Origin of the sequence: Vibrio sp. J1-1 (genome assembly GCF_021728395.1) — a bacterium.
Taxonomy (GTDB): domain Bacteria; phylum Pseudomonadota; class Gammaproteobacteria; order Enterobacterales; family Vibrionaceae; genus Vibrio.
On the sequence record NZ_JAKKCM010000003.1, the window covers coordinates 66,471 to 91,768 of the forward strand.

The following is a 25,298-nucleotide window of genomic DNA, read 5'->3' on the forward strand; positions in this document are numbered from 1 at the left end:
TCGTTAATGTCGTTCCCGACTTAATTCTAATTCATTGATTTCACATCTAAACCAGCGTTTAGCATGTCAATAAGTGCTTGGATGTGAATTAAAGCACACATTTTTTCTTTCACCATGCCCGCTAGCCATGGGCGTTTTCCGGCCTTTTCACGCCAGCGAACGTTGTCGACATTGAGTGTCTCAGTCCCCATCAACTGGTTACTGGCTAACCCCCACATACTTTCACCAAGCATGACGACATATTGGTAATTATCTTTATATTCTTCACTGCAAAGCTTGTCGGCCATCACCCACCTTGCTGTATCGACCACATCAAACTTTTGCTCGCGATTAGTCTGTAACCCTAAGTACCAGTCGGGTTTACCAATCAAATGATTAAGTTCAGTGATACGATGAATTCCACCCAACTCATCTAGAGGAACCGCAAACATCACTTCGTTCACATCGAAGTAAAGCACCTGAAAATCTTCATTTCGCTGAGTCGTTTCCCAAAAATGAATCGATTCCGAGCTAGCTTGAGTTTCAGCCTCTACAATCAATTGCGCTTCTGTTTCGATGACTTCCTCAAGATCAGGCTGTTTGACTTCGATATCAGGCTCTTCAATAATCCATTCTTGAGCTTGTTTCGCTATTTCAACTTCAACAGGCTGAGACATCTCTGCTACAACCGGCTTAGTGTCCTGAGCAATGGCCATGGTGTTCTGAGCCAGAATTTCTTCGATATCCAGTTCGTCAACCACATTGGTCGACTCAAGCTGACTTAATAAACGTTCTACGTCTTCTAAGTTTGGGGCTTTCAGCTCCGGAGCGTTATTTTCTCGAAATGCGGAAGGCTCAACTTGAAGAGGTTGCAACTGTAATTCTGGCTCTGGCTCTGGCTCTGGCTCTGAAGATGCTAACTCTTGAGCAAGTAAGTCAAACTCCTCATTAAGCTCTTCAAGCTCAGTATCTTCGTCTAACAACGCGTAGAAGTAATCATCAAGTGCCTGTTCACTGGAAATGACATCATGATTACTCATCAAGCGCTAACCTCTCCAAATAAATCAGCAACTGCTTATAAGCAAAAACACCCCGACTGCCTGATGCAAAGTGTGAAACGGGTAGATGCTTCAAGCTCGCATCACGAAACTTTGTATCAATCGGCACTGCCGATGACCACACCTGATTTGGGTAGTCTTGTTTCAATTGGGTCAGTGTCTGCAATGAAGCTCGGGTACGCTTGTCATACATGGTCGGCACTATCGTGACTTTAAAGCCATTCGGGCGTGACTTTTTCATGATACTCAGAGTGCGCATCATGCGCTCAAGCCCCTTCATCGCCAAAAATTCAGTCTGAACCGGGATCAAAATACGGTCACTGGCGGCAAGTGCATTGACCATCATCACACCAAGAATTGGCGGACAGTCGATTAACACGTAATCATAATCTTGGGAGACCGCTTTAAGCGCGCGCTTGAGTATCAGTCCCATACCACTACGATTTCCCATCACGCGATCCAGCGTCGCAAGGGACATGTGGGCTGGAATGATGTCCATACCGTCCAGTTCAGTTTTAAGAATCAACGGCTTTACAGTTTCATGCGTGAAGGTCTTAAGCTGAAAAAGATCAAACAAGCTTGATGCCACGGTATCAGAGTCATAACCCAGATAAGTCGTTAGTGAACCATGCGGATCGGTATCGACCATGAGCACACGATGGCCTTTCTGACTTAAAAGACCGGCTAATGTCACTGTTGTGGTGGTTTTACCTACCCCACCTTTTTGGTTAGCTACACTCCAAACGATCATGATCTATCCTACGCTAACCCAACTTCGATCAGTATGCGCTCAGCAATACGCTCTAGGGGTAAATTTTCAGACGAAATACCGGCTTTCGCGACCGCCTGAGGCATACCGTAAACCACGCAACTCTCTTCATCTTGCGCCCAAATGGTAGAGCCAGCAGACTTCAACATGCGTGCACCTTCGCGGCCATCTGCGCCCATTCCGGTCAACACTAACGAGAGCACTTTATCTCCGTACACTTTCGCAGCAGAGCCAAAGGTCACATCGACACACGGTTTGTAGTTCATTCGATCACCGCCATCAATAATGCGTAGCCGTGCCACACTTGCGCGACCATCGACCATCATCTGTTTACCACCCGGAGCGAGATACGCCACGCCCGCTTGCAATACATCACCATCCTGTGCTTCTTTCACTTGAATTTTGCACAGCGTATTCAGACGACTGGCGAATGCGGCGGTAAAGGCAGCCGGCATATGCTGAATCAGCACAATCGGATGCGGGTAATTCACTGGCAAACGCGTCAGAATCTTTTGCAGCGCCACTGGGCCACCTGTAGACGTGCCGATCGCCGTTAGCTGATATCGCTTTCCGGACGCTCGATACTTCGCTACCGAAGAGCGAGGCTTTGGTGTTGCCAGGCTCGGATCGCGTGTTGCAAGCGGTCGAGTCAATGACGTGGTTGCCACCGGAGATGTGCGAGCAACAGGACGACGTAAGAAAGCACGCTTGGACGCAATCTGGATAACGCGCTGCTGAAGTAGAGATACCGCCTCATCACGGTTGCGCGCGATATCTTCGAACTTTTTCGGTAAGAAATCCAGAGCGCCTGCATCGAGCGCATCCAACGTTGCTTTCGCCCCATCATGAGTCAGTGACGAAAACATCAGGATTGGCGTGGGACACGCAGCCATAATTTCACGCACAGCCGTGATGCCGTCCATCACGGGCATTTCAATATCCATGGTAATGACGTCAGGCTTAAGAGATTTGGCTTTTTCTACCGCTTCTCTGCCGTTCACTGCAACGTCAATCACCTCTAGGCGCGATTCCGAGTTGATGATTTCGCTGACGCGACGACGGAAAAAACTCGAATCATCAACGACTAGTACTTTAATCGCCATTTTATTCCTTTTCTAAACGTCTGCTTCGGTTAAATGCGTGAAGCCGATGCGTATCGCGTTAGTAAATCAGGCACATCAAGAATCAATGCGATGTGACCATCACTGGTGATCGTAGCTCCCGCCATACCCGGTGTACCTTGCAATAATTTATCCAGAGGTTTGATCACCACTTCTTCTTGTCCAATCAGCGTATCGACAACAAAACCAACTCGTTGGCTGCCTATCTGAACGATGACAACATGACCATGACCAGTACGTTCCTGAACTCGTGGAGACTTTGCCGTCAGCCAGTTTTGCAAATAGAACAATGGGATAGATTTATCACGGACAATAATCGTGAGCTGACCATCGACGACGTTCGTACGGCTTAAATCTAAGTGGAAGATTTCATTTACAGACGCCAAAGGTAATGCGAACGGATGACCACCGACGCCAACCATCAGCGTTGGTAAGATCGCCAGCGTAAGCGGAACTTTGATGGTAATCTTGGTGCCTTTGCCAAGCTCAGAATCAATATCGATTGAACCATTGAGAGTATTGATGGCTGTTTTCACTACATCCATACCAACGCCTCGACCTGAGATATCAGAGATCTTTTCTTTACTAGAGAAACCAGGAGCAAAGATTAAGTTGAAACACTCTTTATCGGTCAAACGAGCAGCGGCATCTTCATCCATCATGCCACGTTTAACAGCGATACCACGAAGTTTGTTCGGGTCCATGCCGCCACCGTCATCGACGATCGCCAGTTCAATATGATCTCCTTCCTGAGACGCAGAAAGGATCACTTTACCAGTACGTGATTTACCCGCGTTTACTCGCTCATCTGGCATTTCAATGCCATGGTCTACCGAGTTACGTACCAAGTGGATCAATGGATCGGCCAAAGCTTCAACCAAGTTTTTATCCAGATCCGTCTCTTCGCCACGCATTTCCAGCACGATGTCTTTATTCAGGTTACGCGCCAAATCGCGAACAACACGCGGGAATCGGCCAAACACTTTTTTGATTGGTTGCATGCGCGTTTTCATTACCGCACCTTGCAGATCGGCCGTCACAACGTCTAAATTCGCGACGGCTTTCGACATTTCTTCATCGTTGCTGTTAAGTCCAAGACTTAATAGGCGGTTACGGACCAATACCAGCTCACCCACCATGTTCATAATGGTATCAAGCGTTGAGGTATCCACGCGCACTGTCGCGTCTGCTTGTGGTTTCTTGACCACAGGTGCCGAGGCTTTGGCTTCTTCCTTCACCGCGACTGGTTTGGCAACTGGCTGTGGTGTCGGTGTTGTTGGTTCCTTTGGCACTTCGGGCACTACATTGGCAGAAGCCGGCTTTGTCGCCATATCGAGCTCGTCAACCGATGGTCCTTTGCCCGTACCATGCAGTTCATCCAGAAGTTTCTCGAACTCTTCATCCGTCATCAGATCGCTGTCATTATCTGTTGATGGTAAAGAGCTGACTGGAGCAACGGGTTCTGGAGATTCTGGTGGTTCAACTGGCGCAGAAGTCGACGACGATGGGCTTTTGCCGATACCATGAAGTTCATCCAGAAGACGTTCAAATTCGTCGTCGGTTATATCACTGCTATCACTGACAGAAGCGTTTGCTTGCGTTGGTTTACAAGGTTCCGATTTAGAGAGGCCCGGTGCGCTGCCTTTACCATGCAATTCATCCAACAGCTTTTCAAATTCGTCTTGAGTAATTTCGTCTACAGAACCAATACTTGAAGCAACCGTCGGTACTGCAGGCTCTTGTTCTGTAACGACTGGCTCTGAAGGAGTCACCGTATCTTCAACCCCACTTGCCACTGCCGCGTCTTCTGATTCAGGCTTACACAAGCGGTGTAGCTCTGCGAGGAGTGTAGGTTCTGCGGCTTCTGGAACTTCGCGTGCTTGTACAGCCTGGAATTGGGTGTTGACCGTATCCAACGCTTTAAGCATGGTGTCCATCAAGCTTGGGGTGACTGAGCGTTGACCATTGCGCAATACGTCAAACACGTTCTCCGCACCATGGCACGTATCCACTAGCTCAGCTAATGAAAGGAAGCCAGCGCCTCCTTTTACAGTGTGGAACCCGCGGAAAATAGCATTGAGTAAGTCTTTGTCTTCTGGGTTGTTTTCCAGTTCGACTAATTGCTCGGAAAGCAGCTCTAGAATTTCGCCCGCTTCAATGAGAAAGTCGTGCAAAATATCTTCGTCTAAATCGTAGCTCATACGTTACCTTTAAAATCCAAGACTGGACAACAAGTCATCGACTTCGTCCTGCGATGAAACCGCATCTTCTCTCAGTTCAGGATGAAGAATTGGGCCCTCGGCTTCACTTGATGGTTTACTCTTTTTATCTGCCGGTTGTTCTAAAACTTGAGCCTGTTCTTCTGGTTTGTTGCCAGAGAAAACGGTAAGAATTTCCACTAAGCGGCCTTCAACTTCATTCACCAACGTGATTACACGGCGAATGATTTGGCCCGTTAAGTCTTGGAAATCTTGCGCCATGAGAATTTCGGTCAATTGACCGCGCAGTTCAGTACTGTCGCCTTCTACCTGAACCAACAGCTTGTCGATACGATGGCAAAGTGCTTTGAATTCACTTAACTCAATACGACCACGCATCAGTTCATTCCATTGAGGACGGACTTGCAGAAGGCCTTCATGCAAGTTATCTGCGATAGGAAAGCAGTAATCGACTGCATCCATCGTCTTGTTCGCTGCCAGCTCTGTTTTCTCAATCACATAGTTAAGACGATCCCGTGCATCCGGAATTTCATCTTGAGCGATTTCAGTCATGCGTTGATCGAAGTTGAACTGCTTGAGTGAATCGTGAAGATCGCGAGTTAACGCTCCAATTTCTTGAAGCATTGGATTCTCAACGCCTTCATATAACGAGGAAACGAGCATATTGGCTTGCTCTTGTTGCCCGTTCTCTAGCATTTGAACGAGCGACTTCGCCTGCTCTAGTGAGATCATTCTGAATAGACCTTTTACGTTTAGTTCTTCTTATTGCTTTGGGGAAACACGAATCGAGTCATTGTTGAGGTTTTTTATTTGGTATTAATGACTCGACTAACAAAGAATAAGCGAGTTATAAACGCTCGAAAATTTTCTCTAGCTTTTCTTTTAATGTTGCAGCGGTAAATGGCTTAACAATGTAACCATTAACACCAGCTTGAGCAGCTTCGATGATCTGCTCGCGTTTCGCTTCAGCTGTAATCATTAGAACCGGAAGGTGCTTTAGCTCACCATCCGCGCGGATATGTCTCAGCAAATCGATACCTTGCATACCTGGCATATTCCAGTCAGTTACCACAAAATCGAAGTCACCTTTTTTCAGCATTGGTAATGCAGTTAAACCGTCGTCCGCTTCTTGAGTGTTATTAAAACCCAAGTCTCGAAGCAGGTTTTTAACAATACGGCGCATTGTTGAGAAGTCATCAACAATAAGGATCTTCATGTTTTTATTCAAAATTGCCTCCACTGAATCATAAAGTCAGTGTTTTCTAATGATTTTGTGTCCACGCACTCAGCTTGGTGCGTAAACGTTGCATCGATTGACTCAGAATTTGACTTACGCGAGATTCGCTTACGCCCAATACATCGCCAATTTCTTTTAAATTAAGTTCTTCGTCATAATAAAGCGAAAGTACCAACGCTTCACGCTCTGGAAGCTGTTTTATTGATTCAATCAGTGCTTTACGAAAAGATTCATCAGCCACGCCTTTAAATGGGTTGCTGTTATCACTTTCATCAGACGGTGAAATCACATCATCTGAAACACCTAAATCCTCAATACCGACTAACTTTGAGCAGTTTATATCAGTTAGTGCACTATGATATTGATCCAGTGTCATTTCGAGATGTGCCGCCACTTCAGAGTCTGTCGGATCACGGTTGAGAATACCTTCGAGCTCTGCAATCGCTTGATTGATTTCACGATTATTTTTATGAACCGAACGCGGTACCCAATCACCTTTGCGCATGTCGTCTAACATTGCGCCACGAATACGGATACCAGCATAGGTTTCAAAACTCGCACCTTTAGTGCCGTCATAATTCTGCTGAGCTTCGATAAGGCCGATCATGCCGGCCTGGATTAAATCCTCTACCTGAACACTCGGCGGTAAGCGGCCTAGAAGGTGATGAGCAATACGCTTAACCAACACAGAATAACGTTCTATGAACGCCTGTTGACTGTTTACTTTCCCGCGTTGATCGTAGGTTACTGCATTATTCACCAAATGGGTCCTCTGTGAATTCACTACGATTTAGCAACCTTTCGACAAAAAATTCCAAGTGTCCACTTGGCGTTTTTGGTATTGGCCACGTTAATGCTTTATTCGCTAAAGAACTGATCGCTAAAGCAGCAGGAGAGCGTGGGAACGCATCTACGACAATTTTCTGGCGTTTAACTGCCTGACGTACTTTATCATCTAAAGGAATACAGGCGACGAGCTCAAGGCTTACATTCAAGAATCGTTCTGTGACAAGTGTCAGTTTTGCAAACAGTTCTCGCCCCTCGCGATAGCTTCGAACCATATTCGCGACTATTTTGAAGCGTTGAACCTGATGCTCTTTACTCAGCAGTTTGATTAATGCGTATGCATCAGTGATAGACGTCGGTTCATCACACACAACGACAACCACATCTTGGGCTGCTCGCGAGAAACTGATAACCATGTCTGAGATACCTGCGGCGGTATCAACCAGTAGGACATCCATTTCATCTTCGAGACTGCCAAATGCACGAATAAGCCCGGCATGCTGTGAATGAGAAAGCTCAGTCATGCTCTGTGAGCCAGATGTTGCCGGAATTATCTTAATCCCATAAGGTCCTTCCACAATCGCATCTTTTAGCTCGCATTCCCCGGCTAGGACATGTCCTAAGTTTCGCTTTGCACGAATACCGAGCATTACATCAACATTAGCCAGACCTAAGTCAGCGTCAAGAACCATTACCTTCTTGCCTTGACGAGCCATAGAGATCGCCAAACCCAGTGTTACGTTTGATTTACCCACACCACCTTTACCACCAGTAACAGCAATTACTTTGGTTAATGATGGCTGTGTTAAGCGACGGAGGCCGCTTGCTTGATCGTGTATCATATTCTCAGTCATAGTAATCCGTCGCCCTAGAGTCCTTCACTTTCACTGTTCCAAAAGTGAGGTTCGTTCTCTATCGACTTCTCTAACAGTTCATTTGCTTTCGCAAGCATGTATTTTGGTTGTGCTATCACAATGTCTTCTGGTACGCGCTGACCGTTAGCAATGTAAGCCACTGGCAATGCATTTTGGATCACTACACTGATGAACTCCCCTAAACTCAAGGATTCATCAAGTTTAGTCATTATACATCCTGACAAAGGAATGCGTCGGAAGTGATCCAGCGTTTCTTGCAGAACGCGGCGTTGTGCGGTAGCTGGCAAAACAAGGTAGCTGTGAATCACTTCGCCGCTTTCTTGCATCAGGGTATCGAGTTGCTCAGTCAGCCTCACATCTCGTTGCCCCATCCCTGCCGTATCAACCAAAATCAATCTTCTGTTTCGTAGCTGATATATTACATCGGCTAACTCCTTAGAATCTTTAGCAACTCTTACGGGACAACCCATAATTCTTCCATAAATAGAGAGCTGCTCATGTGCGCCGATACGATAAGTATCTGTTGTAACCAGTGCCACATTGTCGGCACCATATTCCATTGCAGCCCTAGCCGCCAGCTTTGCTACGGTTGTCGTTTTGCCGACGCCCGTTGGCCCGAGCAATGCAACCACACCGCCGCGCTTTAAAATATCTTGCTTTGGAATATGGATTTGATCTGCTACGAGTGAAAGTAGTGCCTTCCATGCTCGAGCAGGTTTGGTATCTTCTGGGATATAACAAGCCATTTGATCCGCTAATTCAGGAGACACGCCCATCCGCTCTAATCGTTTGATTAGCATGGCTCTTAACGGCTCACGGCGCTCTACTTCCTGCCACATTAAACCAGAAACCTGATGCTCCAACAGACGTCGAATTGATGTCATCTCTTCGCGCATATTTTCCAGTTCCGTCGGTGAGTCATCACGGGCATCAGAGGGCCTGCGACGATCGTAGCGTGTTGGGTCTAGTTTTGGCTTTGGCGGTTCAAAACGATCATCTTGAGCGATCAGCTTCGCTAAGGGTGAGTCTGGCTGATAAGGCACAGGCCTCTCTTTACTGTATTCATCACGTTGCTTGTTTTGGCGCTTTAGCAGTGCTGACAGCGAGTCTTCATTTTCAGCAACATACTCATCAGAGTCCTCTTTGCCACCACTGTAATGCTTAAGCATGCTCGCAAAACGCTGCGTCATTGAGCCTGATTTTTCGTGAGAATCGGTTTTATTACTACGCAGGCTTATTTTATCTTCTTCTAAGCTACGCTCCTGAAAACGCTCAGCCGTTGAAGAAGACATTTGACGATGTTCGTTGTAACGATTAGGTAGAGAGGTAGCGCGATTCTGTTGCGCAGAAGCCTGTGGTGAAGACGAGTTTGATTCGCTATCGATGGCTGCCACGATAGCTACCCCGCCAGCCACTTTCTTATTCGACATGATTACCGCTTCCGCACCCAACTCCTCTTTTACTTGGAGCAGCGCTGTTCGCATGTCTTTGGCAAAAAATCGCTTTATTTTCAAACTATCAATCCATTAAAAAGGCGTGAGAATCAGTTACCCACGGCTTGCACAATTCTGATCTGTTTCTCATCCGGTATTTCCTGATAGGACAGAACCCGGAGATTAGGGATTGTGTTCTTCACAAATTTAGCCAACGTCGATCGCAGAACGCCAGAAGTTAGCAGAACAGAAGGTTCACCTTTCAATTCTTGTTCTTGCGTTGCCTGACTCAGTGAAGACTGCAGTCGTTCGGCAAGCCCAGGTTCAATACCTGCGGATTCGCCGCCTGATGCCTGCATTGTCTGATGCAATATCTGTTCCAGCTCAGGAATCAGAGTGATTACTGGCAACTCAGGCTCTATACCATTGATTTCCTGAACAATTAGACGTTTTAGACTGATACGAACGGCCGCCGTTAAAATGTCAGGTTCTTGACTCTTACTGGAGTACTCCGCCAAGGTTTGCACGATGGTACGGATATCACGAATTGGAATCGCTTCATTAAGCAGGTTTTGCAGCACTTTCACCACCACCCCCAGCGGTAACTGATCTGGTATAAAATTCTCCACCAGCTTAGGTGCACTTCGACCCAACATTTCCATCAGGTTCTGAACTTCTTCATGACCAATCAATTGCGACGCATTGTTGGTTAACTGCTGGCTAAGGTGTGTTGCCAAAACCGTGGATGAATCCACTACCGTGTAACCTAGTGCCTGAGCATGCTCTCTCTGTTCCTCACGGATCCATACGGCCTCAAGTCCAAATGCCGGATCAATGGTGGCTTCCCCATCAATCATGCCGTAAACCTGTCCGGGGTTAATCGCGAGCTCTTGGTCCGGACGAATTTCAGCCTCACCCACCGCAACGCCCATTAAGGTAATACGGTAGCTGTTCGGGGTCAGTTCCAGGTTGTCTCGAATATGGACCGCCGGAATGAGGAAGCCGAAATCCTGAGATAACTTTTTACGTACTCCTTTGACGCGCTCCAACAGTTCCCCACCCTGGTCACGGTCAACAAGCGGAATCAAGCGGTAACCCACTTCTAATCCAATAATATCGACAGGTTGAACATCATCCCATGAAAGCTCACGCTGCGAGGACGGCTCACTGCCCTCCTCGGCTGTCGCTGGTAGAGCAGGCTCTTTGGCTTTCTGTTTTTGACGCTTATCGATCAAATACGCAGCTGTTCCGGCAACAACAGCCAGACTCAGGAACGCAAAATGTGGCATGCCCGGGACAATCCCCATCACACCGAGGATTGCGGCAGTGATCATGAGCGCTTTCGGGTTATCAAACATTTGGAAAACCAACTGCTCGCCCATGTCTTCATCAGTATTTTGGCGCGTCACCATCATTGCAGCGGCAATCGACAGTAATAGTGACGGGATCTGTGCGACAAGGCCGTCACCAATGGTCAACAGCGTGTAGATTTCAATCGCATCACCAAAACCTAAACCGTATTGCGCCATACCGATGGAAAGACCACCGATAATATTGATAAACAGAATCAGGATGCCGGCAATCGCATCACCTTTAACAAACTTAGATGCACCATCCATTGAGCCGTAAAAGTCCGCCTCTTTGGTCACTTCAAAACGGCGCACGCGCGCTTGTTCCTGATCGATTAGCCCCGCATTTAAGTCAGCATCGATCGCCATCTGCTTGCCCGGTAAGGCATCTAAAGTAAAGCGAGCGCTTACCTCTGAAATACGACCAGCACCTTTGGTGACCACCATGAAGTTAATGATCATCAAGATAAGGAAAACAACTAAACCAACTGCATAGTTACCGCCAATCACCACGTTACCAAACGCCTCGATAACGTTACCCGCCGCATCGCCGCCTTCATGACCATGCAGTAATACGACGCGCGTCGACGCGACGTTCAGCGCCAGACGCAGTAACGTCGCGATTAGCAGGACGGTAGGGAATGCCGCGAAGTCAAGCGGACGCCGAGTGTAAACCGTGACTAATAACACCACCATGGATAGCGCGATATTGAAGGTGAAAAACATATCAAGCAGGAATGCAGGTATCGGCAACACCACCATTGCAAGGGTGGCCAAGACCATAACAGGTGCGCCGATGGCTGGCATTTCACGCTGAGGAATTCGTGGCAATTTATCTGCAAATGGCAGGTTTAACTTCATACTGCAAAGTATCTCAATCGAGTGAAAGCATCGCTTTGGTAACCAAGTTATGCGCGACGGCTTCGGCCTAAAAGTTTAGGTATTGTTGATAGTTACCTCATTCTTAGCAATCTGCGTACCATGATTTACGCCAAAATAATGACTAAAGGCTCAACAGGTCACAAATCGTTGAATCAAAAACTTTTATTTGACGTGCCACTAAGTCTAGTGACGATGTTCTGGTGGGATAGGTAAATCATAATCCTGAAGCTTAGGTCTCTGACCACCACGCTTGCGGTACTGCTTTAACTGGAAGACAAATGCTAATATTTGCGCCACAGCAGTAAACAGACCATCCGGGATTTCCTGCTCCAGCTCTGTACTGTGGTATAGCGCACGAGCTAACGGTGGCGCTGGAACAATGGTAATGTCATGCTCGCGTGCGACCTCGCGGATTTTCATTGCCATATGGTCAGTACCTTTGGCGATAACAACAGGGGCACGATCCGTTTTCTGCTGATAGCGCAACGCGACCGAGAAGTGCTCAGGGTTGGTGATGATAACATCCGCTTGAGGTACATCAGCCATCATACGGCGCTGTGCTGCCTCCCGTTGTAACATACGGATTCGACCTTTAACCTCAGGCTTACCCTCCGTCTCTTTATATTCATCTTTGACTTCTTGTTTGGTCATTTTCAATTGATCTGAGTGTTGCCAAATCTGAAAAGGAATGTCGATGGCAACCACTATCAGCAATGAGCAACTGATCGTTAAGATAAAATTCAGCAAAATATCGAGGGCGTGGAGAATATTCTGCGGATAGACATCCATACTCAGTTGAATCAAGTCTGCTTGCGAAGCCTGAATCAAATAAATCGCTATCCCGGTCACCAGCACGACTTTAAGGATCGACTTGATGAGCTCAACCCAACTTTGCATACCAACCATACGCTTGAGGCCACTGAGAGGGTTCATTTTTGACAGCTTCGGCATAGCGGCTTGGGCAGAAAAACTGATGCCACCAACACCCGCTGCACCTAGCGTGGCTGCGATAAATAAGGTGACCAAAATAAGAAAGAGCGGAAAGAATAGCTCTGTCATTGCGCCTAAAGCGATATCAAACAACTTAGCGGTATCAAAAATCTCATCACGGGTCAGGTTAAATAGGCGACTCATGATGGAAAATAACGCGCGCGCTAATGCCTCACCAAACCACATCAGCGAAATAGCACCGACTATCAGTACCGACGCCGACGCGAGCTCTTTAGAACGAGCAACCTGCCCCTTTTCTCGGGCTTGTTGTAACCGTCGGGGCGTGGCTTCTTCGGTGCGTTCCTGACCGTCTGACTCTGCCAAACCCTAGCACTCCAAGCGAATGAGGCGGCAAATCTGCGCTTCACCGACTGCCCAGTACAGCTCGTAGTGGCTGTACAAGCCAGCCAAGATGTACCAACAAATTAATAGCCCCACCATCAAGGCGAACGCAAAGCCAAGTGAAAAAATGTTTAACTGTGGCGCAGCGCGCGTCATAACACCGAACGATAAGTTGATCGTCAATAGAGCGATAATGCCCGATAAAGACATACTCAGTGCAGTTTTAAACATGATACCCAGCCAGCCAGCCAGTTCACGGAAATCCACTGCTGTTAAGGTACCTGAGCCGATGGGCAGTGTTTTAAAGCTGAAAACCACCAGCTGCAACATTTTTAAATGCCCGTCTGTTGCAAGAAAAAACATGGTGGTTAAAAACATAAACAGCTGACCGAGCAAAGGGGTATTTTGGCCGTTAGCCGGGTCAACCATAGAGGCGAAACCCAAACTGGATTGCATGCCGAGAATTTGCCCTAACAAGACAAAAGTCTGAATCATGAATTGCGTCACCATGCCCATCGCAATACCGATGACCATCTGCTCGGCAATGGTTATAAAACCGCGAAATGAGACCAACTCAATATCTTGCGTAACAGTGGGTATCGCGGGCATGACCGCAAACGTGATTGCGATCCCCAGATAGAGGCGAATTCGAGGCGACACAAAACGTGCCCCAGTGACGGTCATCACCATCAACATGGACGATATACGGACATAGGGCCAAAAGTAATTGGCGATCCACTCCAAAATGATACTAGTGGGGTATTCCATGCACGTCCCTAGTACAACACTTGAGGCAGGCGCTCAATCAAGCCGTAGAAGTACTCCATCAACATTTGTGTCATCCAGTGACCAAAAAGCATCAGAGCGAGCAAAGTGATGATCAAACGAGGCAAAAAACTCAAGGTTTGTTCGTTAATTGACGTTGCAGCCTGAAAAACAGCCACGATAAGCCCCACAAGCAAGCTCGGAATGATAATGGCGCAGACCATGATCAGCACCATCCACAGCGCTTCACGGAACAGCTCGACAAACATTTCTGGAGTCATGTCTTATCCTCTACTCGGCGCCAATCTACAAGGCAAAACTGCCGGCGAGCGTCGACAATATCAAATTCCAGCCATCCACCAGCACGAATAGCATCAGCTTAAACGGCAAAGATACAATCATTGGTGACAACATCATCATACCCATGGCCATAAGTACTGAAGCGACGACAAGGTCGATGATCAAAAACGGCAAGAACAACATAAAGCCAATTTGGAAGGCGGTTTTCAGCTCAGAAGTAATAAACGCCGGAATCAGTACTGCCATGGATACGTCTTCTGGGTTTGTCACCTGCTCTCCCGACATATTGACGAAGGTTTCTAAGTCTTTAATTCGAGTCTGTTTGAGCATAAAGGCTTTCATTGGCACCTGTGCGGCATCAAACGCTTCACGGGCAGTCACTTGCTCATTCAAATAAGGCTGAATGGCGTTGTCATTGATCTCATTCAGAACCGGTGACATCACAAAGAAGGTAAGGAAAAGTGCAATACCAATAATCACCTGATTGGAAGGCGTTTGTTGCAGACCCATCGCCTGACGAAGAATCGACATGACTACAACAATTCGCGTAAATGACGTCATCAAAATCACCATTGCAGGCAAGAAGCCAAGCATGGTCATTAAGGCGAGGATTTGCAGCGTAATTGAATAATCTTCGCTACCATCGGGATTTGCGGTCATGGTAAACGCAGGGATTCCACCGCTATTGGTGACCGATATTGAACGGCTAGCCCCCGCATCACTCTGCATAGCCTGAACGGTTACGCTGTCCCCTTCAGCCAAGTTAGCAGGCAGAGAAGACTCCTCCACCTGAGCAAACGAAAGTGAAGAAAACAATACGCTCGCCAGCAAAATCAAGGTGCTCATGATGAGACGAGTGGGATTAGCGTTGGTCATTTTTCTTTATCAGCTGACTAAATTGATTGGCAAAAGCATTATTCGCCAACTCTTCCTCTTTAAGAGGCTTCTCAAGCTTGGCAAGCGTTTGGATAGATTGGCTGGTTATGCCAACTAAGAACTGCTCTTCACCGACCTGAATAACCGCAATTCGCTCTTTGGTTCCCACTGGTAACTGGCGGACTATTTTTAAGCCTTTTTGTTGCCCGAATGTCGGCCCTTGCATGCGTTTCAACAACCAAGCAAGCAGCAATATCACACCAATCACCAGCACAAGCGAGCCGAGGGTGGTAAACAGATCGAAACTGCTTGGCGCAGATAACGAAGCAGAAGAAGCAAATGCCAATGGCGCACTCAGAGTGGAACTCAGTGCCCCTAGCATTTGCTTCCATCTTTTTGAACCACTGATCATTAGCGAAGCTTCTTAATACGTTCAGTCTGGCTGATCACGTCGGTTAAACGGATACCAAACTTGTCGTTGACCACAACCACTTCACCGTGAGCAATAAGAGTGCCGTTAACCAATACATCCAGTGATTCACCAGCCAGGCGATCTAATTCCACCACCGATCCCTGATTCAATTGCAGTAGGTTGCGGATGCTGATTTGCGAACGACCGACTTCCATAGAAATCGTCACAGGAATATCCATGATTGTGTCGAGTTTACGACGTTCATCATCAGTTATTGGGCTCGAGGTATCTTTCAGCTCCTCCAGAGGTGCTGCCAAGACTTCATCTACGTCAATTGACGGTGCAGACGGGTCTTCACCAAGAGCGGCTGCCCATTCGTCCGCTAGCTTTTGATCGTCACTTGGTTCCATTTTTCTATCCTGTTCTTTTCCTTACTTGCGCCACAACATAGGAGCTCGGTAAGGTATCTAATTTTCTGTTTCGTTGTCCTTCTCAAGTTCAGACATGATGTCTTTACTCAAGAAAGATAATTCTGTTTTTACGACGTGAGGACGATCAATTTCTTCTGAAATCTGTATCGCCAGCTTGTCTTCTGCACGTCCCATTTTCACTCGATAGGTCGGCAAATCTTCGACAAACATAGTCGCATGCTCCGGCATTTCTATCGGGATGATATCTCCCGGCTGCAGCTCCATCAGATCACGCAGTGAAATATTCTTTTCCAGCAAGTTCACGCGGAAGTTAACCGGACAATCCATGATCTCTTCGCGCAGAGCAGAGCTCCAGCGAACGTCGGTTTCCATCTTGTCTGACTGGACACCTGCATCAAGCAGTTCACGGATCGGTTCAACCATGGAGTAAGGCATGACCACATGGAAATCACCACCGCCACCATCGACTTCGATATGAAAAGAACTGACCACAATCACTTCGGTTGGGCTAACAATGTTTGCCATGCTTGGGTTGACTTCAGAGTCGAGATATTCAAACTCCACTCCCATAACAGGCGACCATGCTTCTTTGTAATCTTCAAACACGACTTTCAATAGCAATTGGATAATACGTCGCTCGGTAGGGGTAAATTCCCGGCCTTCAATTTTGGCGTGGAATCGACCATCACCACCAAAAAAGTTTTCTACCAAAATAAATACCAAGCGCGCTTCCATAGTGATCAGCGCAGTACCTTTTAGCGGTCGGAAGCGAACCATGTTCAAACTGGTCGGGACGTACAACGTATTTTGGTATTCACCAAATTTCATCATCTGTACGCCGTTAATCGATACTTCCGCCGTTTTGCGTAACATATTGAACAGGCTAATACGCATGTGCCGCGCAAAACGCTCGTTGATAAGCTCGAGCGTCGGCATACGTCCACGTACAATCCTGTCTTGAGACGAGAAGTCAAAACTGACAGCACCACCGGAATCATCGTCGAGGGAGTCGTCAACGTCATCAACATCGTCAACGCCATGCAATAGCGCATCAATTTCGTCTTGGCTTAATAGATCGGTCACGTTTTACCTATTGAATAACAAAATCTGTAAACAGTACTTTTTCAATCACTGACTTGCCGACAGCGGCATTGAGTGCTGCTTTAATATCTTCAGACGCGCGATCGCGTAGCTCCACTCGTCCCGTAGGCGAGCGCAACTGCTCTACGGTTGCCGAAGCGAACGTTGACAGCAGTGAACTCTCAATCAGTGGCGAATGATAACGTGCCAGTTGTTCATTCTCTGAGCCACGTACCATCAACTGAGCTTTGATTTGCACCAGTCTGTCACGACTGTCTCCTGTCACGTTGAAAACAAACGGCTGAGGAATGTTCACATACGCGACTGGAGCTTCGGCTGCGGCCACTTGAGCTTGCTGCGGTTTGGCATCGGTAGACTTCTCCGAATCATCCGACCCCATGAAAAAGAACGCAGCAGCACCGGCTCCCAACAAAAGAATCACGACCGCGACTATAATCAGTAGCTTACCTTTGCCTTTAGGTGCGCCCACCCCTTGTAACTGTTCTTCAGCCATTCATTTCTCTTATTTTTTATTTAATCTGGCAGATAACGAGACAACATTTATTCTCATCATCCAAGTTCAATGATGTTATGCGTAGAAACTAATCCCATCATGCGGTGCGGTGACATTCACATTCAGTTCAACGCCGCCATCAAAGTCCTCGTCAGTCTGACCAGAGAAGCCTCGCCCAAAACTATCCTGCTTATTTTGCTCCGCCGCAGAATATCCTCTTTGCTGCTGGCCACTATTTTGCTGTTGAACCGACGAGTCAGCCAACTGCATACCTTGCTGGGCAAGCATTTCTCTTAATCGAGGCAGTGTTTGTTCAATGATGTCACGCGCCTGCGGGTTGGATACCGTAAAGTGCACGTTGGCCACATCGCTGTTCATTGTCATGCGAATTTGCATCCGGCCAAGCTCTGGGGGATCAAGGCGGATATCAAGACTCTTCAAATTTTTCGACATCATCATTTGCACTTTTTCTGCGACCTGATCGTTAGCCAACTCTTTGGTTAACTGCAACGGTAATTGTGCTTGCTGCGCGGCATCAATTCGGGCTTGCTGAGGTGTCGTTAAGCCTTGCTGACTGACAGCAGCTTGCAACTGAGTGGCTAACCCCTGCAGTGGCTCGGCTTTATCCTGCTTATCCGCCGTAGCTGCTAATGTTCCGGTAGCCAATACTGAGTTCATTGCTTTATGGCTCACTTCTGTATTTGCCACCATCTGCCCAATAGCAGGATTTACAGTTGCTGCCATTAGCCCTTCCGCCATGGCTGGTATTACGGCTTTTTCAGCCGCCTGCGTTGGCACTTGTCCAGCCGCGGCTTTCAACTCTTGAGCAGCCACTTGTGGTGTCGGAGTCGAAACGTTCATCTGTTGGCGCGTCGCGTTGTGCTGAACCGTTTGTGGTTCTGATAGTGCGAGTTTTACTTCGTTTGGAAAAGCCACTAGTTGAGAGAGTTCATCGTCAGATAACTCCGCGATAATGGCACCCGTTTTCAAACCGTCAATAATTGCAGTTTCCTGACTCGTCAGTGGTTTACCTTGAGCCAGCTTGGTGTCGATAAGTTCAAGTTCGTCAATCGAGACGCGCTTAACTGAGTTTTCACGAATGACACCCAGCTCATCATGGCTAGAATCACTCACGGTGTACGTCATAGCCTCGATATTTACGGCATTTTGTTCCGGCGTCGCTTCTAGTTGAGTTCTTTGAGGAGGTTTATCTTTCCCCTCAGCCAATTCAGGAACAGCATCCCCACCACTTTCAACACGTTCAAAAGTATCAATGAGTCCTAAGTCCTCTGAATTTTTAGCGTTTTCGCTGCCAACGTGATCCAAAATAGCAGTCGACTTGGGAGGCAAAACCTTGCCGCGCTCTACCTCTCGATTCATAGAGTTCAGGGCTTGATTTGCTTGTTCAATTCTCCCGAGCAGTTGCTGCCCTTCGTCCATAGAATGAGTCACATCAAGAGCGACAACTTCATCGCTTTTGGCAACATTCGGCTCAGCTTCCCTTTTCGTCACGAAAGAATGTTCATGGTCAGATGGAGCTTGGCTTTGCGCGGTTACCGTACTACTCGCTGCTGTCGTGTGACTTACGCTTTCTTCCGCTTCCGTAGCCACCTCTTGTTCTTCAGACTCCGTCAGCACACCATCTTGCTCTAACAATGTATTGGTTGACTGATTTTCGCTTTTTTCCTCAGCTACGATGCCCTCTTGAACTTCATTTTCTGATTCAGAGGGTTCCAGCGAAGACGCACGAGTGTTATCACTCGTTTCTGAAGCCTCAAGTACATCTGGCGTCAATTTTTCATCAGTCACTTCAACTTTGGGTGAATCTGCGAATACTCCAGCCAAGGTTTCAATAAAACCTTGGCTTTCTGAGCCTTCTGTAGACGTTTTTGCACCAGTCTCAGAAACCGAGGCCTTATTGGTCACAACAACATTAGACAAATTCACATTCATATAAACATTCTCGTTTTTGGCATTGAACTAGTTCGCTCGGCCAAATCACATGTCAGAGGTAAGTTGAATTTGCAAAAATCACGCCAATACAAAACGTAATTTTCCTGACGCTGAAAATACATCAAAGCGATCGGGCAACAGTTATCTGAGTATGGGTCAGAACACTTTGACCTTGCGGCTATAGAGCAGCGTCGAGAACTCATCCATTTGCTTCTGCTCACGCTTGGCTTCCGCGGCTTGTTTCTCTTTAGCTCGCTTCTCAATCATCCACTCATAAGACATGCGTTCTTTACGCATTTTCAGCCAGTACTCTTTGCCGTTTTCGACTTGCTCTTTAAAGTGGCTTTCTGCTTGCTTCTGCTTAGACAAGGTTTCATCCAGCTGAGTAAGAAATCGGTTCAAATGGCCATACTGACTTGCCGTTAAGCCTGCCTGTCCACGGTCAACCAACTGCTGACAGTAGTCGAGCCGATACTTTTCAATTTGCTCAACTTGACGGTAGTAATCCTCTAACTCAGAACGCGCTTTATTCAAAGCTAATACGGCTTGCTCTTCCCGCTCTTTCGCTTGATCAAACAAAAATTCCATGGCGTTATTCATCGTGATTACCCACCTAAAATACTTCTTAGCATGTTGACGCACATGTCGTATGGGACGGATTCTTTCATACGCTGTTGCAAGTATTCGTCTAACTTCGGCTTAATCGTAAATGCACTGTCAATGGCTGGGTCGGTCCCCGGCTTGTAAGCACCAATGGAAACCAAATCCTGATTTTTACGGCAAATCGACAACACCTGACGGACGGCTTTCGACATCAGAACATGCTCTTCGGTCGTAATTTGCGGCATCACGCGGCTGACTGATTTCTCGACATCAATCGCTGGGTAGTGGCCAGCATCAGCCATTTCACGAGACAGTACAATGTGGCCATCAAGAATCGCACGAGATGCATCAGCAATCGGGTCTTGTAAGTCATCCCCTTCTGTCAGGACGGTAAAAAATGCGGTAATTGAGCCCTGCTCTTCGCCGCCGTTACCAGCACGCTCAACCAGTGCGGGCAATTTGGCAAACACTGATGGTGGATAACCTTTGGTTGCAGGCGGCTCGCCGACGGACAGCGCAATTTCCCGCTGCGCCTGAGCAAAACGGGTCAATGAATCCATTAATAACAGCACATCCAACCCTTGGTCGCGGAAATATTCTGCAATAGTAAGCGCTGTCTGACAGCCTTTTAAACGCATTAAAGGAGATGCATCGGCCGGTGCGGCAACCACAACGGAGCGGCGACGCCCTTCTTCACCCAAGATCTCTTCGATGAACTCTTTAACTTCTCGTCCACGCTCACCAATCAGCCCGACCACCACCACTTGCGCCGTCGTGCCCCTGGTCATCATACCCAGCGTGACCGATTTACCCACACCAGAACCGGCGAACAAACCGATGCGCTGACCTTTACCAACCGTCAGTAATCCATTAATCGCTTTTAAACCCACATCAAGAGGTTCTGAAATCGGTTTACGCGCCAGTGGATTGATGGGTTCAGCATTAAATGAAGCACGGTGATCGGTATAGATAGGACCAAGCCCATCGAGTGGATTGCCAACACCGTCAATAACACGTCCAAGTAACTCCATTCCTACGGGTAAGCTGGCGTCACAGGTCAACGGTGTCACTTTCGCACCAGGCAAAATACCGGTGATTTGCTCACTCGGCATCAAAAACAGATTGTCGCCAGAAAAGCCCACCACTTCCGCTTCCATATGCCCAGACATGGTTTCGACCAGACATAAACTACCAATCGGAGCACGGCATCCTGTCGCTTCTAAGGTTAAACCGACCACACGCACCAGTTTGCCAGAGGCCACCGGCCTTGAGGTCAACCCCTCGACTTTGTAGTTTTTGAGGCGGTCTGCCAGCGCTAACATGGTTTACTCGCCCTCTTGATGACGGTTTGCGCCACAAAAACTCTGCAGTACATTTTTTATCCGCTCTTCCATACGATAGTTAATGCTCGATTCACCCGCTGCAATCTGCACATCACCACGATTGAGTGAAGGCTCCGCAACCAGTGTCCAGTTACGACAATCTAAATCCTGCTCACCGTATGCAGAGCGAATGATGGATACGTCTTCCGGGTTAAGATGTAACGTAATGGGATGACCAGAGATAGGCAGTGCTTCAACCGACTGCTTGACCGTATCGAGAATAATTTGAGGGTTGGTCTGAACCTCAATGTGAACGACTTCTTTAACAAGGCACAGCACCATGTCCACCAGTTGCTTTTCAACCTGAGCATTCATTAGCTCCAGAGGTTGAGCAAACTGATTGGCCAGATTCATGAAAACTTCCACCTGCTGCTGAATAAACTCTTGCCCGGCACTCACACCTTCAGCTTTACCGAGTTCTAAACCTTCAGCATGACCCGCCTGTAAACCTTCTTCTTTGCCTTTATCGTAACCTTGTTTAAAGCCCGCTTCCTGACCTTGGTGCAACCCTTCCTGATAAGCGCCTTGCTTGATCAGCTCTATCTGCTCTTCGGTCAGTTCAAGAACTTGCTCTTCTTCTGGCTCATCAAAGTTTGGAGCCCAGCCAGGATCGTAGTTAAACGCCGTCTGTTTGGCTTGCTTGGCTTTTGGCTCGCCGTAGTCAGGCAGCCCCCAGCGTTGCGGTTCGATCATCGCATCATCTTCATCAGGACGAATAAATCCACGTTTTCTATCGCCAACCATGGGTTACCTATGCCTATTTGATTTGTGGTGAAGTTGCCCTGCGGTAGGAAAATAGCAGGGCAAGAGATTATAAGAACTCGTCTGCGCCGCCAGAGAGCATGAGCTCTCCCGCATCCGCCATACGACGCGCAATCGCAAGAATTTCTTTCTGCGCTGATTCCACATCAGCAACACGCACTGGCGGCATCGCTTCAATGTCGTCACGCATCATCTCAGCAGCACGTTTTGACATGTTCTTAAATACTTTCTCACGCAGAGAATCGTCGGCACCTTTCAGTGCTCTCTGCAGTACATCTTGTGGGACGTCACGCAGCAATTTCTGAATACCCTGATCGTCGACTTCCGCCAAGTTCTCGAACACGAACATCAGATCCTGAATTTGCGTCGCCATGTCTTCGTCCTGATCTCGGATTTGGTCCATCAAGATGCCTTCGACATTGTTGTCGAGGTAGTTCATGATTTCGGCTGCCGCCTTCAGACCACCAATCTTGGCCGCCTGCGCTCCAGCTTGGCCAGCAAACTGCTTCTCCATGATTTCGTTCAGCTCCGCCAACGCCGATGGCTGAACTTCCTCTAGGTTGGCAATACGCATCATCAAGTCCAGACGCACACGTTCCGGAAACTGTGACAGAATTTCTGCAGACTGATCCGCTTCTAAATACGACAGCACAATGGTTTGGATTTGTGGGTGCTCGTTGACGATGATGCTCGCGACTTGACGCGGATCCATCCATTTCAAGGAATCCAAACCTTTTGAACCCGTACCAAGCAGAATTTGATCAACCAGGTTATTCGCTTTGTCTTCACCTAACGCAGCGACCAACGCATTGCGCATGAAGTCTTCACTGCCCATTCCGATATTGGTGTATTTCTGGATATCTTCCAAAAAAGCACGGTGAACAGAAGACACTTTTTCCTGGCTCAGATCTTTTGCTCGCGCCATCGCACCACCAACACGCTGTACCTGTTTTGGTTCCAGGTGGCGAATGATGCCCGCCGCATCCTGCTCATTAAGGCTCAACAACAGAATGGCGGCCTTATCTTCACCGCTGATGGTTGATGCATCAAACTCCACTGGCATGCCTGCGCCATTTTCACTTTGAGGTACGATATCGTTAGCCATTTTCATTCATCCAGTTTTTCACAACCTGAGCTGCCAGTTCTGGCTCGTTTGCCACCAGAGCTCGAACCGCTTTAAGTACATCTTCATCTTTATGTAAGTTCGGCAGGTCGATACTTGAACCAAACTCAAACAGCTCGCTGCTCTCTATATCACTGCCAATCAGACTGGTTTCGCCGTCCGCACCAATAGGAATACCATCTGGGCCGTACATGTCATTTTCGTTGTCGCTGGTTGGGTTAAGCAGTTTCTTCATCGCAGGGCGAACCAGAACCAGCACAACCACGATGATCACCAGGGCGCTTGCAAACCAACGAACCCAATCGTTAAAGTTTGGATGTTCCCAAATTGGCTGGTCGATAAGCAGCTCCGCTTCCGGCTCTGCAAACTTCACACTCAATACATTGAGTAAGTCACCACGCGACTGATCAAAACCAACGGTGCCAATTAACACCTGACGAATCGCATTAATTTCGGATTCAGACATTGGCTTATAAGTGACTTCACCCGTATCTGGATTGACTTCTCGGCGATCTTTGATGGCCACAGATACAGTTTGACGCGCAATGGTACCAGTCTGTTTACGCTCATGACTGATGGTAGTGTCCAATTCAAAGTTACGTGTCGATTCTTTACGCACGGAACCTTGCCCCATGAGCGATCCATCTTTCATTTGAGCAACGTCTTGTGGAATCGACGCATCGGCTGGCGGCTGATTACTCAGCGCCCCCGGAATCCCTGCAACCATATTGCCATTGTTGTAGTCTTCCAATGCGTATTCACTGCGTGTCGCTGGCGTGTTTGGATCAAAGCGTTTTCTTGTTTGTTCTACCGCGCTGAAGTCCATTTTTATATCGACTTGCGCGGTGTAATTACCGATGCCTAAAATTGGCAGTAACACGGAATCAATTTTTTCACGTAGTGTCTGCTCTTGGTTTCGCTCCAACTCTTGCTCTTTTCGGCGTGCAGCAGAAGCCGGATCTTCAGAGCCTGAACTCAGCAAACGACCGTGCTGATCGGTCACGGTGATACGAGAGGTTTTCATCCCCGGAACCGCGCTGGCTACCATATCGACGATAGAGTCGACCTCCTGCTGCTTGAGGTTAGCCCCTGTCGATAAGGTCAAAAAAACGGATGCAGACGCATCTTGGTTATGACGAACAAAAACACTGTGCTTAGGCAGCGCCAGTAACACCCGAGCTTTGCGAACTTGCTTCATTTCTTCAATCGCTTGGGCAAGTTGTCGCTCACGACTGAGTTTGAGACGCTCTTGTTCAAGACGCTGAGAAACCCCAAAACCCATGTCTTGCAGCAAAATGTCATCGCCAGCTTCGGTCGCCTGATTGACACCCGCTCGCACCATCCCAAGTTTGATCGAATTGTAGTCACTCGCCTCAACCGAAACGGTATTACCATCCAGTTTGTAGTCAATTTTTTGCTGATCAAGATAGTCAAGAACCGGGATAAGCTCTTCGGTTTGGTACGCGCCAAGCGGACGCATTTCTGGCTCTTTCACCCAGAAAAATAACATCACGATCAACGCAACACAGATGGAAATGGACAGCACCAGAACAACCTGACGAAGTAAGTCAAGGTCGCCTACGGCCATATCTAACTTTGATGCACTACGCTCTTCCAAATCTGGATTTTGGCTTTCCACATCCAGATCGGAGTTTGCTATGAGAGCACCATCTGCACCGCCTTCAGTAACGGTTAAATCTGTAGACTTGTCTGCCACACTGATTACCTAAATTACACGGGCATATTCATGAGGTCTTTATAGGCCTCAACGAGCTTATTGCGGATTTGGACAGTGGCATCAAACGCGACACTGGATTTGTTTCGGGCAATCATAACATCTGAAAGGGAAACATCGGTGTCACCTCGATCAAAGCGAGTTTGAAGATCGCCCGAGGCTTTTTGAAGTGAGTTTACGTTATTGATAGCGGTTGTGAGGAGCTCACCAAAATCGGCCCCAACTTTGGCACCTGTTGCTACAGGAGCCGTGTTAGTTGCTTCTACCATCATGGCGCGCATATCTGCTTGAATACCATCAACTTTCATTACCACCCCGGAGC

At 47.7% G+C, this 25,298-nt stretch carries 25 protein-coding genes; all 25 read right to left on the reverse strand.

What is annotated here, in order from left to right; genetic code table 11:
• Positions 1-26: 26 nt before the first annotated feature.
• Positions 27-1,019 carry a chemotaxis protein CheW gene (locus tag L3V31_RS05170; RefSeq protein WP_237315067.1) on the reverse strand — a complete coding sequence of 331 codons (993 nt, stop codon included), beginning with the start codon at positions 1,017-1,019 and terminating at the stop codon, positions 27-29.
• On the reverse strand, positions 1,012-1,788 hold the full coding sequence (locus L3V31_RS05175; protein WP_237315068.1) for a ParA family protein: 777 nt from the start codon (positions 1,786-1,788) through the stop codon (positions 1,012-1,014). The genes L3V31_RS05170 and L3V31_RS05175 overlap by 8 nt, the downstream gene beginning before the upstream one ends.
• 8 nt (positions 1,789-1,796) lie before the next feature.
• Complete coding sequence (locus L3V31_RS05180) at positions 1,797-2,909, reverse strand: chemotaxis response regulator protein-glutamate methylesterase (protein ID WP_237315069.1); 1,113 nt, start codon at positions 2,907-2,909, stop codon at positions 1,797-1,799.
• A 29-nt stretch (positions 2,910-2,938) separates the two neighbouring features.
• A complete protein-coding gene (locus L3V31_RS05185; RefSeq protein ID WP_237315070.1) occupies positions 2,939-5,128 on the reverse strand; it encodes a chemotaxis protein CheA in 2,190 nt (729 codons plus the stop codon).
• Positions 5,129-5,137: 9 nt separating this feature from the next.
• Positions 5,138-5,878: a protein phosphatase CheZ gene (locus L3V31_RS05190; protein ID WP_237315071.1), complete on the reverse strand. Its 741-nt coding sequence runs from the start codon at positions 5,876-5,878 to the stop codon at positions 5,138-5,140.
• Positions 5,879-5,993: 115 nt separating this feature from the next.
• Positions 5,994-6,362: a chemotaxis response regulator CheY gene (gene cheY, locus L3V31_RS05195; protein ID WP_237315390.1), complete on the reverse strand. Its 369-nt coding sequence runs from the start codon at positions 6,360-6,362 to the stop codon at positions 5,994-5,996.
• A gap of 46 nt (positions 6,363-6,408) precedes the next feature.
• Complete coding sequence (locus tag L3V31_RS05200) at positions 6,409-7,143, reverse strand: RNA polymerase sigma factor FliA (protein WP_237315072.1); 735 nt, start codon at positions 7,141-7,143, stop codon at positions 6,409-6,411.
• Positions 7,136-8,023 (reverse strand): MinD/ParA family protein, encoded by an 888-nt coding sequence (locus L3V31_RS05205; RefSeq protein WP_237315073.1) that lies wholly within the window; start codon positions 8,021-8,023, stop codon positions 7,136-7,138. The genes L3V31_RS05200 and L3V31_RS05205 overlap by 8 nt, the downstream gene beginning before the upstream one ends.
• Before the next feature lie 14 nt (positions 8,024-8,037).
• The gene (gene flhF, locus L3V31_RS05210) at positions 8,038-9,558 is read right to left on the reverse strand and encodes a flagellar biosynthesis protein FlhF (RefSeq protein ID WP_237315074.1); all 1,521 of its coding nucleotides are present in this window, start codon (positions 9,556-9,558) and stop codon (positions 8,038-8,040) included.
• 29 nt (positions 9,559-9,587) lie between these two features.
• Positions 9,588-11,687 (reverse strand): flagellar biosynthesis protein FlhA, encoded by a 2,100-nt coding sequence (gene flhA, locus L3V31_RS05215; protein ID WP_237315075.1) that lies wholly within the window; start codon positions 11,685-11,687, stop codon positions 9,588-9,590.
• A gap of 204 nt (positions 11,688-11,891) precedes the next feature.
• Positions 11,892-13,022: a flagellar biosynthesis protein FlhB gene (gene flhB, locus L3V31_RS05220; protein ID WP_237315076.1), complete on the reverse strand. Its 1,131-nt coding sequence runs from the start codon at positions 13,020-13,022 to the stop codon at positions 11,892-11,894.
• A 3-nt stretch (positions 13,023-13,025) separates the two neighbouring features.
• Entirely contained in the window at positions 13,026-13,808 is a 783-nt protein-coding gene (gene fliR, locus L3V31_RS05225) for a flagellar biosynthetic protein FliR (RefSeq protein WP_237315077.1), read from the reverse strand.
• An 8-nt stretch (positions 13,809-13,816) separates the two neighbouring features.
• Positions 13,817-14,086, reverse strand: coding sequence for a flagellar biosynthesis protein FliQ (gene fliQ / locus L3V31_RS05230; protein WP_014232658.1), 270 nt, complete (start codon positions 14,084-14,086; stop codon positions 13,817-13,819).
• A 25-nt stretch (positions 14,087-14,111) separates the two neighbouring features.
• Positions 14,112-14,981, reverse strand: a complete 870-nt coding sequence (gene fliP / locus L3V31_RS05235) for a flagellar type III secretion system pore protein FliP (RefSeq protein ID WP_237315078.1) — start codon at positions 14,979-14,981, stop codon at positions 14,112-14,114.
• Positions 14,968-15,393: a flagellar biosynthetic protein FliO gene (fliO, locus tag L3V31_RS05240; RefSeq protein WP_237315079.1), complete on the reverse strand. Its 426-nt coding sequence runs from the start codon at positions 15,391-15,393 to the stop codon at positions 14,968-14,970. The genes fliP and fliO overlap by 14 nt, the downstream gene beginning before the upstream one ends.
• A complete protein-coding gene (gene fliN, locus L3V31_RS05245) occupies positions 15,393-15,803 on the reverse strand; it encodes a flagellar motor switch protein FliN (protein ID WP_005433003.1) in 411 nt (136 codons plus the stop codon). The genes fliO and fliN overlap by 1 nt, the downstream gene beginning before the upstream one ends.
• A gap of 57 nt (positions 15,804-15,860) precedes the next feature.
• Positions 15,861-16,907: a flagellar motor switch protein FliM gene (gene fliM, locus L3V31_RS05250; RefSeq protein ID WP_237315080.1), complete on the reverse strand. Its 1,047-nt coding sequence runs from the start codon at positions 16,905-16,907 to the stop codon at positions 15,861-15,863.
• A 7-nt stretch (positions 16,908-16,914) separates the two neighbouring features.
• On the reverse strand, positions 16,915-17,418 hold the full coding sequence (gene fliL, locus L3V31_RS05255) for a flagellar basal body-associated protein FliL (protein WP_237315081.1): 504 nt from the start codon (positions 17,416-17,418) through the stop codon (positions 16,915-16,917).
• A 75-nt stretch (positions 17,419-17,493) separates the two neighbouring features.
• On the reverse strand, positions 17,494-19,371 hold the full coding sequence (locus L3V31_RS05260; RefSeq protein ID WP_237315082.1) for a flagellar hook-length control protein FliK: 1,878 nt from the start codon (positions 19,369-19,371) through the stop codon (positions 17,494-17,496).
• 156 nt (positions 19,372-19,527) lie between these two features.
• Positions 19,528-19,971, reverse strand: a complete 444-nt coding sequence (gene fliJ / locus L3V31_RS05265) for a flagellar export protein FliJ (RefSeq protein ID WP_237315083.1) — start codon at positions 19,969-19,971, stop codon at positions 19,528-19,530.
• Positions 19,972-19,976: 5 nt separating this feature from the next.
• Positions 19,977-21,296, reverse strand: a complete 1,320-nt coding sequence (gene fliI / locus L3V31_RS05270) for a flagellar protein export ATPase FliI (protein WP_237315084.1) — start codon at positions 21,294-21,296, stop codon at positions 19,977-19,979.
• Positions 21,297-21,299: 3 nt separating this feature from the next.
• Positions 21,300-22,100: a flagellar assembly protein FliH gene (fliH, locus tag L3V31_RS05275; protein ID WP_237315085.1), complete on the reverse strand. Its 801-nt coding sequence runs from the start codon at positions 22,098-22,100 to the stop codon at positions 21,300-21,302.
• A gap of 67 nt (positions 22,101-22,167) precedes the next feature.
• Complete coding sequence (fliG, locus tag L3V31_RS05280) at positions 22,168-23,223, reverse strand: flagellar motor switch protein FliG (protein ID WP_237315086.1); 1,056 nt, start codon at positions 23,221-23,223, stop codon at positions 22,168-22,170.
• Entirely contained in the window at positions 23,216-24,958 is a 1,743-nt protein-coding gene (gene fliF, locus L3V31_RS05285; RefSeq protein ID WP_237315087.1) for a flagellar basal-body MS-ring/collar protein FliF, read from the reverse strand. The genes fliG and fliF overlap by 8 nt, the downstream gene beginning before the upstream one ends.
• A 14-nt stretch (positions 24,959-24,972) precedes the next feature.
• Positions 24,973-25,284 carry a flagellar hook-basal body complex protein FliE gene (gene fliE / locus L3V31_RS05290; protein WP_237315391.1) on the reverse strand — a complete coding sequence of 104 codons (312 nt, stop codon included), beginning with the start codon at positions 25,282-25,284 and terminating at the stop codon, positions 24,973-24,975.
• Between the last annotated feature and the right edge of the window lie 14 nt (positions 25,285-25,298).